Annotated in this window: 16 protein-coding genes, 1 other RNA gene and 1 riboswitch; of the genes, 1 reads left to right on the top strand and 16 read right to left on the bottom strand. The window is 44.4% G+C overall.

From position 1 onward, the window contains the following. Positions 1-7: 7 nt before the first annotated feature. The 9 genes from ssrS to CEG13_RS07785 all read right to left on the bottom strand — a co-directional run bounded on the left by ssrS (position 8) and on the right by CEG13_RS07785 (position 6162). Positions 8-191, bottom strand: a non-coding RNA gene (gene ssrS, locus CEG13_RS07825) — 6S RNA. Between the two features lie 55 nt (positions 192-246). Beyond that, the gene (locus CEG13_RS07820; protein WP_420843793.1) at positions 247-504 is read right to left on the bottom strand and encodes a sporulation protein; all 258 of its coding nucleotides are present in this window, start codon (positions 502-504) and stop codon (positions 247-249) included. A 4-nt stretch (positions 505-508) separates the two neighbouring features. Continuing rightward, on the bottom strand, positions 509-649 hold the full coding sequence (locus tag CEG13_RS07815; protein WP_100011317.1) for a small, acid-soluble spore protein L: 141 nt from the start codon (positions 647-649) through the stop codon (positions 509-511). A 92-nt stretch (positions 650-741) separates the two neighbouring features. Continuing rightward, positions 742-2334 carry an acyl-CoA synthetase gene (locus CEG13_RS07810; RefSeq protein ID WP_192869525.1) on the bottom strand — a complete coding sequence of 531 codons (1593 nt, stop codon included), beginning with the start codon at positions 2332-2334 and terminating at the stop codon, positions 742-744. A 105-nt stretch (positions 2335-2439) separates the two neighbouring features. Then, on the bottom strand, positions 2440-2907 hold the full coding sequence (locus CEG13_RS07805; RefSeq protein WP_100011316.1) for an RDD family protein: 468 nt from the start codon (positions 2905-2907) through the stop codon (positions 2440-2442). 12 nt (positions 2908-2919) lie between these two features. Continuing rightward, positions 2920-3915, bottom strand: a complete 996-nt coding sequence (gene sppA, locus CEG13_RS07800) for a signal peptide peptidase SppA (RefSeq protein WP_100011315.1) — start codon at positions 3913-3915, stop codon at positions 2920-2922. A gap of 15 nt (positions 3916-3930) precedes the next feature. Then, entirely contained in the window at positions 3931-4149 is a 219-nt protein-coding gene (locus CEG13_RS07795; protein WP_100011314.1) for a YdbC family protein, read from the bottom strand. Between the two features lie 22 nt (positions 4150-4171). After that, complete coding sequence (locus CEG13_RS07790; protein WP_100011313.1) at positions 4172-4783, bottom strand: 3'-5' exonuclease; 612 nt, start codon at positions 4781-4783, stop codon at positions 4172-4174. A 266-nt stretch (positions 4784-5049) separates the two neighbouring features. Beyond that, positions 5050-6162, bottom strand: a complete 1113-nt coding sequence (locus CEG13_RS07785) for an RNA-guided endonuclease TnpB family protein (RefSeq protein WP_100011312.1) — start codon at positions 6160-6162, stop codon at positions 5050-5052. Between the two features lie 455 nt (positions 6163-6617). Further along, positions 6618-6722, top strand: a riboswitch (SAM riboswitch). 89 nt (positions 6723-6811) lie between these two features. Between CEG13_RS07785 and CEG13_RS07780 the strand changes: the two genes are divergently transcribed. Then, the gene (locus CEG13_RS07780) at positions 6812-7918 is read left to right on the top strand and encodes a 5-methyltetrahydropteroyltriglutamate--homocysteine S-methyltransferase (RefSeq protein ID WP_100011311.1); all 1107 of its coding nucleotides are present in this window, start codon (positions 6812-6814) and stop codon (positions 7916-7918) included. 40 nt (positions 7919-7958) lie between these two features. On the opposite strand, the gene CEG13_RS07775 is transcribed toward CEG13_RS07780, so the two are convergent. From CEG13_RS07775 to CEG13_RS07745, 7 genes are all read right to left on the bottom strand, one after another. Further along, positions 7959-8654, bottom strand: a complete 696-nt coding sequence (locus tag CEG13_RS07775) for a CBS domain-containing protein (protein WP_100011310.1) — start codon at positions 8652-8654, stop codon at positions 7959-7961. A gap of 28 nt (positions 8655-8682) precedes the next feature. Continuing rightward, positions 8683-9798: an o-succinylbenzoate synthase gene (menC, locus tag CEG13_RS07770; protein WP_100011309.1), complete on the bottom strand. Its 1116-nt coding sequence runs from the start codon at positions 9796-9798 to the stop codon at positions 8683-8685. An 88-nt stretch (positions 9799-9886) separates the two neighbouring features. After that, entirely contained in the window at positions 9887-10282 is a 396-nt protein-coding gene (locus CEG13_RS07765) for a VOC family protein (protein WP_100011308.1), read from the bottom strand. A gap of 62 nt (positions 10283-10344) precedes the next feature. Next, positions 10345-11010: a hypothetical protein gene (locus CEG13_RS07760; RefSeq protein WP_100011307.1), complete on the bottom strand. Its 666-nt coding sequence runs from the start codon at positions 11008-11010 to the stop codon at positions 10345-10347. 64 nt (positions 11011-11074) lie between these two features. Continuing rightward, the gene (locus CEG13_RS07755; RefSeq protein ID WP_100011306.1) at positions 11075-11434 is read right to left on the bottom strand and encodes a VOC family protein; all 360 of its coding nucleotides are present in this window, start codon (positions 11432-11434) and stop codon (positions 11075-11077) included. A gap of 44 nt (positions 11435-11478) precedes the next feature. Beyond that, entirely contained in the window at positions 11479-11883 is a 405-nt protein-coding gene (locus tag CEG13_RS07750; protein WP_100011305.1) for a VOC family protein, read from the bottom strand. 189 nt (positions 11884-12072) lie between these two features. After that, positions 12073-13275, bottom strand: coding sequence for a phosphopentomutase (locus CEG13_RS07745; protein ID WP_100011304.1), 1203 nt, complete (start codon positions 13273-13275; stop codon positions 12073-12075). Positions 13276-13278: the final 3 nt, after the last annotated feature.

Raw genomic sequence — 13278 nt, 5'->3', positions numbered from 1 at the left:
TGGATATGTAACAGCCACAATTGCCGTATTTTACAATGAAAGTTTTAAACCACCACTTCACCAAGTGGGTGTTTGCAGAAGCTTTCCTGTCTTCCGCCAAATCGCGGCCCGACATTAGAGCTTCGATGTAAAACTCCCTATTCATCTGTTAGAGGTTAAAACTTATTTTCATACGCACATCGCAGCTTGTATCCTTATATTAAACGTTTCCTGCTTAAAAAGCAATGGGAAATTTGCCCAATCTCACTAAAACAGTAATTCATACACTTCCGTGAGCTCTTTTACCCGCTGATCATGGGCCACACGTTTAGCATAATCCAATTCATTCTCCAGGACATCATTGAGATAGGTTATCTCCTCTTGCTGTAGTTCCCGGACGAACTGTTCCTCATTTACATACTGCTTGCCCTCAAGCTTTTTGGTGATTTGCTGGCACATGTCGTTTTCCATGTAATTCGCCAGCGATTCACGCAGGTAATCCAATGTATGGTCGATTTCTGTCACCTTCTTAAATCTTGGTATTCTTCTTTTTCGCCCGCTGTTCAAGCTGGGATTTGGGCTGCTGATCTGCCGTATCTTCCGTTAAGCCCTGGGGATTCATGCTATTATTCCCGTTCGTTTTTTTGTCTCTGCTTTGTTTTTTCGCCACTGTGACCACCTCCAATTATAGTTTTGCTGCATTTTAGGATATTATTCTATAAAAAAAGGAGCACCGATCGTTACAGTGGCACTCCATTTTACCTATTGCTCTTTATATTGATCCCGGAGCTGCCGTTTCAGCACTTTGCCGCTCGGATTCTTTGGCAGGTCGGAAGTGAAATCCACATGTTTAGGTACTTTATAGGAGGACAGCTTTTCCCGGCAAAAGGCGATTACTTTTTCCTCTGTCAGTTCTACATCTGCTTTTGGTACAATAATCGCAGTGACTGCTTCGATCCAGTATGCATCCGGAATGCTCACAACCGCCACTTCTGAAACGCCTTCCAGCTGATAAATGGCTTCTTCCACTTCCCTGCTTGATACATTGACACCGCCTGTATTTATCATGTCTTTTTTCCGGTCAATGATCGTGATGTAGCCCTCTTCATCCATGACACCGAGATCTCCGCTGTGCAGCCAGCCGCCGCGAAAAGCTTCTGCCGTTTTCTCCGGATCATGCAGATAACCTTTCATGGCATGCGGGGTGCGGTGCACAATTTCCCCTACCTCTCCGCGCGGCACCTCTACATCCGCATCATCTACAATCTTCGTCTGGACATTTAATGTCGCAACGCCTGCAGAGCCAAGCTTACGCAGTTGATCCTCCGGCTGCAAAGCGGTCGCCAATGGAGCCACTTCCGTTTGTCCGTAAAAGTTCCAGAACTGGGCGTTTGGCAAGCGATCGGTCAGCTCTTTCAAAATTTCCCTCGGCATGATGGCCGCACCGTAATAACATTTCCTCAATGTGGACAAGTCCCGCTTATCAAAATCCGGATGACGCAGGAGAGCGATCCACACGGTCGGCGGGCAGAACAGCTGGGTTGCCCCTTCTTTTTCGATCGTTTCCAGGATAAGCTCAGGGCTTGCTGCACCAAGAATGATCCCGCTCGAACCCGCATAAACGCTTGGCCCGAGGAATACATGCAGTTGTGCACTATGATAGAGCGGAAGGGCATGGATACAGACATCCTCCGCCCCCATTTTTCCATCGACAATACTTGAGACATATTCGCTGATTAGACTTTTATGGGAAAGCATGACCCCTTTTGGCCGCGACTCCGTGCCACTCGTATACAGCACATGAGCCAGATCGTCATCAGTTATTTCCGCTTCTGCAAAGTGGCCCGGCTGCCCCTCTCTGGCGACAGACAATGGTGTCCATGCTGGCAAAGGGGCCCCTGCAATTTCATCTGCATCCATCAGATAACGATGCTTGATCGCCAATCTTCCCGCAGTCTGATCAAGCAACGGCGCATATTCCTCTGAAGCAATAAACCCATCTGCCTCCGCATGTTCCAAAATATACTGCACATCTTCCGCTGACAGCATATAATTAATCGGAATCATTACTGCACCAATGCGGGCCAGCGCAAAATTGACCACGACAAAATCCAGGCTGTTTTTCGACATCACGGTGATCATATCGCCTTTTTTCATACCATCTGTCAAAAAAACGTGTGCTGTCTGATTCACCCGGTCATCCAGCTCCGCATAATTGAGCCGCTCTTCATTGTAAGCGATTGCAAATTTATCCGGCATACGATCCCGAGTACGGGCAAGCAGATCCCCCAATGTATTTCTTCTCACCCGCTCCAGCAATTTCCCCAGTTCCGTTGTATTGGTATTCATATCCATCTCCCTCATCCCTCCTGAATATTCTTTGTCTTAGTTTAATTCAGACAGAAAATAAAAGCAAACAAAAAACAGGATGCCCGCGCAATGCGAAACACCCTGTTCACCCTATCTGGCAAAAACCACGCGTGTTTTGCCAATCATATCGTGCAGCCCCTGTTTTTCCGGGGTAAAAGCAACAACGATATAAGCTGCAGCAAAAATCGGTATCACACGATGAACGAACCTGCCAACCACTTCACGAAACAGCAGATCACTCCAGCTTAGCGGTCCCCCGTCCCTGCGGATCACCTTCAGACCAAAAATCATTTTACCAAGTGTCTGATGAAAAAATCGGGTCATCAACAAAAAATAAAGGTAAAACACAATCCCGGCCAAAATTCCGGACAAGGTCCAAAAACCTAATGTCACATCTTCCCCATCCCCGATAAATACCAGCGGACTGAGGATAATCCCATTAACAGCACCAACGATAATTAAATCCGTCAAATAGGCCCAAAACCGCATCCAAAACCCCGCGTAAACCTGGGTGCCTGGCTGAACAGCTGTCTGATATTCGACTACTTCTTCACTCATTTAGGCACCTCCTTATTCCGAGTATAAATACATCGCACGCGGTGTATGGGACTCTCTTACCATCTCGATTACATTATCGATGTCGGGATTTGCGCCAGTGAAGGCCTGCACCGCTCCTCCCAGAAACTGATTCAATCCGAGCCCTTGAGAGTATTCCACAACTTGAGCATTTTCCAGTCCCTGCTCTTCTTTCATCATGGCAATCGTATCCTCGAGATTGCCAAGTGCATCCACCAAATCCTGTTCCAGCGCTTGTGAGCCCGTATATACCCGGCCATCGCCAAGTTCCCGCACACGTTCTTCCGTCATGTCGCGGCCTTCCACAATCACTTGAACAAAGTCAGCATACATATCATCAATCATTGTTTGCAAGATTTCACGCTCTTCTTCGGTCATTTCACGGGTTGGCGACATAATATCCTTGAATTCCCCGCTTTTGATCGTATTCATATCAATCCCGATATTATCTGCCAGTTCCGAGACATTAAAACTTTGCATAATCACGCCAATGGAACCGGTCAGCGTTCCCGGGTGGGCGACAATCTTATCTGCAGAAGCTGCCAGATAATACCCGCCGGACGCTGCCGTATTGCCCATCGACACATATACCGGCTTTTCATAGGTTTCCTGAATCTCTACGACTTGGTCATGCAGCTGAGCACTTTCCACTACCCCGCCGCCTGGTGTATTCACTCGGAGAATAATCCCTCCTACCGTCGGATCCTCAGCAGCTGTCTCCATCATATCGAGAAAACGGGTATGATTATAGGTGGCCGTGTTCAGCGGACTGCCCGTTGTATTTTGGATGACGCCGTTCAACCTCATTACAGCAATTTTATTGGCAGGAGATCCCTCTTCCACCACTTCCGTTTGATATTCCTGTTGCTGTTGGAGGCTGAAAATCTCTTCAAAATCCGCGGTTGCTATACTGGTCACCGCTTGCCAGCCCAGGGAAACAACCAATAAGACAGCTGCTATCAAAAGCGCAATCCAGCGTCGCTTGTTCATATGTATTTCCTCCTTCTAAACCTTATCCTGCAGCAATTGTTTCAGCTGCTGTATTTCTTCATCACTCAGTGTGATGCCTTTCCCCATCTTCTCCTTGCCTGGCGCCCAGTCGCGCAGGTCATATTTGGGAGCGCGTCCATTCCAGCTCACCTTATTTAACTCCTTGGTCCAGCCTTTGGGAGACTCGGACAGCACGCCAAGCTGTTCTGCAATTTCGTAGTTTATATCAGCCAAAATTTCCCCATCCTTTCAAAGGTTAAAAGTAAATCCGCCTGCTCTTTTTCTTTGCCGGCCTGGATCTCGGTGCTGTGTAGCCGCGCTCGTAGATGCTCCCTTTCGTCATCCGGCAATATTTCAGCAATGCATCGGATGAATGTTCATGCTCGGACAGCTGCTTCATGAATATTTTTGCCGCAACACGGGCATCTTCCAGGGCATGGTGGTGCTCAAATCGAATTTCATGATGGGCGGCCAATGTGTTTAGTTTATGGTTTTCTAAGCTCGGCCATACTCTTTTTGCGATATTTGCCGTACATAAATAGTCCATCTCCGGATAAATCAAATCGAAACGGTCCAATGTCTGTCTCAGCACACTCATATCAAAGCTGGCATTGTGTGCAATGACCAGCTGCCTGTCCAAATATCCTTTCAGTTCTTCCCAAACTTCAGGAAAAGTGGGAGCGTCTGCAACATCCGCTTCTTTGATGCCGTGAATATATGTATTAAATGAACGGAATTCTGTCAGCGGATTTATGAGACTATAAAATTCATCGAGAATCTCCTGTTCATTTCCAACCACCACACCGACGGCACAGGGGCTAAAGCGTTTTTCATTAGCTGTTTCAAAATCAATCGACACAAAATTCATGGTGACATCCTCTCTGCATTAAAATACCGAGCATCCCCTAAGGATACACCTTATATAAGGCGTGGTAATGGCTCATTCTAACGGGATGGCTATCTCCCGACAGTCATCATGTTGTTCCATTTCTGGCCCGTCGTCATTATGACCACTATACCCCGTGCCACTCGGGGCTCCCCATGCGAAGAGAAACAGTCTTGCATGTTTGAACCAGAATTATACCTGGTGGGTACTTGGTCTATCATACAAAGTAGTCTCACGACTGTTTTGTATTACGCCGCCAAGGTTGTGCTAACTGCTATATTATTTGCAGCATTTAAGTCAGCGTGGCTTGCATGGCCGCATTTTTTACACTTGAATTTTTCCTGACTACGGTTCCCTTTTTCAGCGTGTTTGCAATCAAAACAAGTTTGACTTGTTTTAAAAGGATTGATATCTACCACAGGAATATTGAATTTCGCAGCTCGTTCTTTAATGAATTGCTTTAATTGATAAAAGGGCCAGGAATGGATGGATTTCTCCGTCTTCGTCATGCTTCGGCAGGTAGTACGGATGTCATCCAGACGTTCCAATTTAATCATTGGATGATCAAATTGACGAGCAAAGTCAACAATATCCTTTGCTAATTTTCGGTTATAATCTTTCATCCAACGGCTTTCTTTTTTACCTATACGTTCTATGGCGCGCTGTGCCTTCTTCTTACCTAGTGAACGTCGCAGGGAACGAAAGTGTCGTCGCATATAACCGACTTCTTTACCGGAAAAGAGTTGTCGTTTTCCGCTTAGTGGCTCGGAAAGAACCGCAATGTGTCGAAGTCCCAAATCGACACCGATGAATGTATAATCTTGCATGGATTCTTTGACTCCTTTATGCTTTTCTTCCAAATCCAATTCAGAACTTACTTGGATGGGAATCGCAACATACCAATCGGTTCCTTTTCTCAAAAGTTCTATTGTACCTCTAAACTCACGATTTTTCGGTGTTAAAAATGGAAAATACATTTGGCCATCGGCTGTTTCCACAATGGGCAACGTTTTCTTCCCTTTATTTGTAGTGAAGGCAATATACCATTTCCCATTTTTCCTGACACTGTTCCAATTTTGATTATTTATTTTAATTCCGATTGAATTTCTAAATGTGGGGATGGTTTTAGCCAATCCTTTACGATAATCCGAAATAGCTTTTTTTGCTCTTCGAATAGCTTCATTTTTAATGGTAGATTTCAAATTAAATCTCACTTCTTTAGATGAAAGCTTTTCTCCTTTTTGGATGCGTTCCACGCAATGGTTCACGCAATCCGCAAATTCTGATTGTTCATAGCAAAACTGTTGATGTTTCTTTTTGGTTAATTTTTTTAGTTTCACCAGAAATGTTTGCGTAGCCATCTTTTCACCTCCTTATATCCATTATACCAAATATATGTTCTGGAAGGGAGAGATTTGAATTTTTTATTTTTTCATAAGACCTTGGCATTTATCCCTCATTGAAATAAGGGGCGTTTTGCCAATTCAGCGTAAAATCCCCACAATATATGTATTATCATATCATTATTTCGTTGTTAAAAGGTATAAATTCGTTCTCCAGAATAACCCCCGATTCAAAGGGCTCAAGAAATTATACTAATATCAGATAACACTACGTTAGAAAGTACTAATAATACGGGCGAAAGTATCTATTTATACTTATTAGGATCACTCTTTGTTTTAACTGTTATTTATTTACTTTTCCGCAGAAGAAAACGAAACCAAATTAAAATGAAGGCTCATTTATGAAATTTCCTCTTGACTTTTCAAACATTCACGTGTAATCTGTTAATTAACCATTAATTGAATAAGCAATTTTCTTATCCAGAGAGGTGGAGGGACTGGCCCTTTGAAGCCTCGGCAACAGACTCATTCAGAGTACTGTGCCAATTCCAGAAGCGTTTAACGCTTGAAGATAAGAAGAGAACCTGACTCATGAGCCAAACCTCTTCTTATCTTCAAGAAGAGGTTTTTTTGATGGAAAAAATTTAAAAAAGGAAGAGGGATGGACATGACAAAAACATTAATCAAGGCTCCATTTAAGGCGGATCACGTGGGGAGTCTGCTGCGGCCGGACAACCTGCACAAGGCTAGGAAAGAATTTAAAGAAGGGACTATTTCTCCTGAGCAATTGCGTGAAATAGAAACAGCCGAGATCAAGCGGATTGTCGATAAGCAAATTGAGGTTGGGCTGTCTGCGGTGACCGATGGGGAATTCCGCCGTACCTGGTGGCATCTGGATTTTCTTGAGCATTTGAATGGCTTTGAAGGATATGTGCCGGATCAGGGCTACCAATTTGAAGGTGTGGAAACGGAAAAGTACAATGTGCGCAATACCGGGAAAATCTCCTTTAATCCGGATCATCCGTTTATTAAGGATTTCATCGAGTTTAATGAAATTGTTGACGGACGGGCAGTGGCCAAGCAGACGATTCCAAGTCCGAATCAGCTGTTTAATGCGGGGATTCGTGATGAATCTGTGTATCCGGACATTGAGGAATATGCCAAGGATATCATCAAAGCCTATCAGGATGCACTAAGAGCCTTCTATGACGCGGGTGTGCGCTACCTGCAATTGGATGATGTTTATATCGCAGGGCTTTCAGCTCCGGAGATACCGTTCAATGACAGCAATTATGACCGGGAGCAGCTGATTGACCTGGCACTGCGCGTAGTCAATGGGGTGCTGGAAAATAAACCAGAAGATCTAGCCGTTACGACACACCTTTGCCGAGGGAACTATCAATCAACCTGGGCGTTTGAAGGAAGCTATGCCCATATTGCACCGACACTTTTTGCTAAAGAGAAAGTAAATGGATTTTTCCTTGAGTATGATGACGAACGCTCGGGCGACTTCAAACCACTGGAGCATATTCCAAAAGGTGGACCGCAAGTGGTGATTGGTGTTGTCACTTCGAAAAGCGGAGAGCTGGAAGAAAAAGAAGCGATTAAAGCAAGACTCAAAGAAGCATCCCAACACGTGCCATTGGAGCAGCTTGCTTTAAGTCCACAGTGCGGTTTTGCATCCACACATCATGGCAATAAGTTAACCGAAGAAGAACAATGGGAGAAATTGCGCTTCATTGTAGAAACTGCTCAGGATGTATGGGAATATTGATGACAGATGAAAGCGGACAGTCCAAGGACTGCCCGCTTTTTTATAGATCCAGCATATCAAAAGCAGTCATAATGCCGCAGATGTCCTCATCAGGTTCACCCTTATCCGTAATCAGGAGTGCCTCCAGCCGCCTGCCAGCACCGATTTGCTTTTTGAAAAAATCAGCCGCAGCATACAGCGTCATTTCTTTGTCTACAAACTTGTAATTGTCATTTGCTTCGTAACGGAGCATCTCTCCCAGTGGTGTCTCGGATGAGGGGAGAACTGCTCCTTCCATTTGATTCGCCAGCCATCTGGTAATTCCTTTTTGTGTCAAAAGCCCGGTGAACGCACCATCCCGATATACCGGAAATTTGGAGATTGCCTGTTGCTGCACGAGATGAAGCACTTCTTCCGCTGTATCGTTTTCCTGAAATGTGTAAACCTTCCGTACGGCAAAATCTTTTACCATCTTTGGAGAGTGGAGCTCCTGCTCAATGGCCAGCACCTCCTCAACCACGGAATCATGCGGCTCGGCAATCACATACGTCATCTCCACCCGGTTATGGATAATCGCATTCCGGAGTTCCGCATATTCCAGCAGCTGATCCCTGTAGTGCTTGACAGTGGCATGGTGATGCTGCAGGATTTTTACCGCTTTGGAAAATCCTACTTCTGTGTTATCCGTCAGTTCGGCTTTTAATTGTTTATCAATCCGGTTGAATGAGGCAATGAATTTCTCCGAGTTTTTATACATTTCCTTGCCTCCTGTTGCAGATTATGTTTTAAAAATCGAAGGACTGCAGGTCGGTTGTATAGGCGTCCAATGCAGCTTGATCGATGTCATAGCCGATCCCTGGCTTGTCCGGGACATGAATGACACCATGCTCGACGGTCACCTCCGGCTGGATGATGTCTTGTTCCCAGTATCTGGATGAGCCTGCCGTATCGCCCGGCAAGGTGAACTGCGGCAGTGTTGTGAGCGCGATATTATGCGCTCTGCCTATGCCGGATTCCAGCATACCGCCACACCACAGATCAATGCCATGTTCGCGGCAGTAATCATGAATCTTTTTCGCCTCTGTCAAACCACCGACACGGCCAATTTTCACATTAATGATTTGACAGCTTCCCAGCTGATGCGCTTTTTTCACATCTTCCAGGGAGCGAATGCTTTCATCGAGACAGATCGGTGTCTTCATCATCTGCTGCAATTTGGCATGGTCTACAATATCGTCATGTCCCAGCGGCTGCTCAATCATCATGAGGCCAAGTGAATCCAGCTGCTGCAAATGGGATAGATCTGCCATAGTATACGCAGAGTTCGCATCCGCCATGATGGGTAAGTCAGGGAAACGCGCCCGAACTTGCCGCAGTATCTCCACATCCCAATCAGGCTTGATTTTCAGCTTGATTCGTTTGTATCCTTCTTTGAGATAATGAGCTATGGTTTCGAGCAGTTCTTTGCTGGTATTCGTCATACCCAGACTGATACCGACATCAATTTCCTGCTTTTCTCCGCCAAGGATTTTAGCAAGCGGTTGCCCGAGCTGTTTAGCATACAAATCCCATATTGCCATTTCCAAAGCTGCTTTCGCCATGTTGTTTCCGCGGACCGATGCAAACAGACCGGAGACTTGATCCGGGTGGCTAAGTGGCTGTTCTCGCAGTTTGGGGATCAGAAAATCGGCAATCATATGCCGGCTCGTTTCCACTGTTTCTTCCGTATACCATGGAGCGGAAAATGCCACCCCCTCGCCAAATCCACGATTTCCCTGCTTGTCCAGCACCTCTGTAATCAGCAGTTCTCGATCGTTCAGTGTGCTAAGGCTATTGGTAAACGGGTGCTTTAATGGCATGTTTATTTTTCTTACATTTATCTGTGCAATCTCTATTGTCAAATGATCTTCCCCTCGTCCTTGTTGTCTTTCCGCTGCAGCAGCTGGCGAGAGCAGTTTCTTCTACTAATGTGCTCTCATTGTCTGCTGCTTATGTATAGTCTTGTTTAAGGTGTTGGCTAATAGAACCATTGATTTCTCCCAATTCAATCCGATTTTCATCAGGGTCATTGAAAACAGCAATGGTACCCCAATCAAATTTTAAAGTTCTTTCTGAAAATTGAACACCACGTTTTTCTAATTGATTAACAATTGGAATTAAGGACTCCACATCAAATCGCAGTACAGTTGGATTTTGTTCTCTTGTCTTTTCCTGTTTTGATTCTGCACCTCCTTGTTCAACCATTAAATAACCGTTCGGAAGTTGAAATTTAACCAGTGTTTCTTTTTCGTTTCTCACTTCCAGCTGTAAGATATCCCTGTAAAAAGCAATACATTCCTCATAATGTTCAACAAATAATATCAAACCAAACTCGCGAAATTGCATATTTTCACTCCCGGTACAATTAGCCTTAATTAAAGACAAGGTGTAAATAATCTCTATATCCTCTAATCAGCATTTAGAACTTCAATTAATTCAATGACTTCTTCATCGTCACCTGGGTCAATGGACACCAGCTTTGTATTCTCAATAATATTTGAATAAAATTCTTTCCCTGCAGGGTACTGCCCATCCCACCGTAAAGGAACATTGTAAACATTAACCGTGCCATCTCCATTACCACTGTAAGTAACTGAACCAGATACTAAGCGAGTGCCTGATAGCTGGATCACATCTTCCGGATAACTGGCACTGGTTTCATCCTCAGGATTAAGTGGTGTATCAGCCGGAATATGTTTAACATACAATTCTTCTAACTCTTGATTTGGTCCAAGCTGCAGCCAAACCCGGGCGTATTCGATTTGTTCACTGGAATACTCGGATAGTGGATCTTTGTCTTCCTTATTGTCTGCATTCATGTCGCTATTTTCGGTGGCCGAGCTATCCGTATCAGCTTCAGCCGAGGAAGTGTCATTTACATTGTCAGTGTCTGATTCCTCTGCTTCACTTGTTGATGTGCTTTCATTTGTTTCAGTTGTATCTCCTTCTGCTGATTCTGCAACAGAGCCATCTTCTGAAGCATCAGCTGTAGATTCTTCGTTTGTATCGCTACCGCATCCTACGAGCATAAATAAAGCAATAGTAAAAAATAGAGTCATTGTCAGCTTCTTCATTAGTCAAACCATTCCTCTCATTATAGCATTGTATTTAACAGCACATTTATTGAAGAAAAGCTGTCTACTTCCCCACTAATACAAAAACATTATCATCCGGTGCCTTCATTACCGCAACATGTCCTCCTAATGAATTAGGAAATGGCGTACGAATCCACTGAACTTCCGCATTGGATTTTAACTTTTCGTAAGTCTTCATGACATCTTCCACGACAATTTCAGTTTCGGCAAAGTTCAAATCAGGGTTGTTTTTTAATACTAACTCTGAATTACCCTCAGGAAATCGCATTCCGACAAGCCTCCATTGTTTTTCCTTGTCTTGATAGGTTTCCCAAGCTTTGGTTAAACCTAACGATTGATAAAAATTTATGGATTTCTCAATGTCCTTTGTGTAAATTGCAAGACATTCGATTCTTTTCCACATAATTCATTCCTCCAGGTAGTTATTCTTCTATTGACCTTAGCTACCTACTCATACGACCTATTCATTAATACAATTCGCCAGCCATCAGGATCTTCTATTGTAATTCCCTGTTCTTTCCAGTAACCGTTTTCTGGGTCAACTTCTTTATACCCCATGCTCTGCAAGCGTTTATATACTGTAATGATTTCTTCTTTATTCGTTATATAAAAAACTAAAAGGTTATCTTTAGAAGGGGCAGGGCATGGACTTCCATCAATATGACGGGTGAATTCCAAGTGGTAATTAATATCCGGCAATCCAATAATCACCCCCTCATACCCTCTATGCCCTTTAAATCGCTGTATTTCTTTCAATCCTAAACCATGGACATAGAATTCAATAGTTTCTTCAAATTTGTCTGTTGGTCTGGCTATTCTCACTTGAGCTACTGTGAAGTCAGTGAATTCCATGCTGTAATCAACTCTCTTCCTGCTTTTTCTTATACTTTTAATTCTACTAATATTTCGGTTTTATTTACAGTAAAATATCTAACGATCATAAATCGCTGCTTAGTAATGAATTCTGGCTCAACCCACGATTACATAACAAAAAAATACAACGGACTCGCCCTAAAGCAAACCGCTGCATTCATTCAATTATCACCTGTCCAAAATCAGATCTAGAAAACTCTCTCCCTCCGCTGTTTCCGGCAAATCAAAAAAGGCACAAAGGCTGGCGCCAACATCTGCCATCGTTTCACGCGTTCCGATCGAAACAGGTTTTACTTTTCTCCCTAAAATCAGGATTGGCACATATTCCCTGGTGTGGTTGGCGTGGCCAATCGTCGGGTCATTGCCATGGTCTGCCATAATGATTAAGATATCATCCTTCTGCATGAGCGGCATAAATTCCCCTTGCAGCCAGGCATCCGTCTGGTTCAATAACCGGCAATACCAGTCCGTATCTTCTGCATGGCCGGCCAGATCTGTCTCTTGAATATTAATTAGAAATGCAGCATCTTCGTTCTCCTGCTGATATTCTTTCTTCACCGTCTCCAGCAATTCTCCTGTGTTAACAATCGGATTTTTCGGACCGTCACCGTGCAGCACATCTGCCGTTTTTCCCAGCCGGTAAACTGGCAGATCATGGGCAGCGGCAATCTTCGGAAATTGTCTCCCGATATCTACTCCATATCCCATATGGTAGACTTGGTAACCTTCTCCGTATACCTTCGCGCGCGGCGTGTCTACGCCCCATTGTCCCGTTTGCTTCTCCTTCACACAGGATAAAATATGCACAATCGATGTATGGGGACCCCCAAATGCGATCACCCGAGAGGTGTCGACATTCTCCCTTACCACTTCACCAAGACGTTTTACTTCCTCAAAAGGCATTTTCTGAAAATCTGCCGTTACGTTGATAATGTTTCCCAAGGAAGATTCCAGATTATCCGCCACAACTGCTGCGTCATTTACGAGCAGCACAGGGGAATGCTCCAAAGGGTAGCTTACACTGTACCCCTTTTCCTCCAAAGCCACTTTCATATCAGAATGAATATCTTTCATCAGCCGTTTCGTGGATTTTTTCGGGCAGCTTCCCGCTATTTCCTGATGGCCAAGATACGTGTCTGCACCATGATGTGCCAGTTTGGCAGATCCATAGACATTTTCCGGTGGAGGTTGCTGATCGACCAATGTACCTAAGCCGGACTGGTACAAGAAAGGGATCTTCAACTGATCTCCCTTCGTTTCGCGAATATGCTTGTACGTATTTGCCGTCCAGTCAGAGGGGCCATTGTTGACGTAATCCTCCATTGCCCCGATTCCAAAACTGTCAATAATCAATACAGTCACCTTTGCCATCTG

The organism is Lentibacillus sediminis, from assembly GCF_002763455.1.
Lineage (GTDB): Bacteria > Bacillota > Bacilli > Bacillales > Amphibacillaceae > Lentibacillus_D > Lentibacillus_D sediminis_A.
This window is presented reverse-complemented; position numbering and strand designations above follow the sequence as displayed.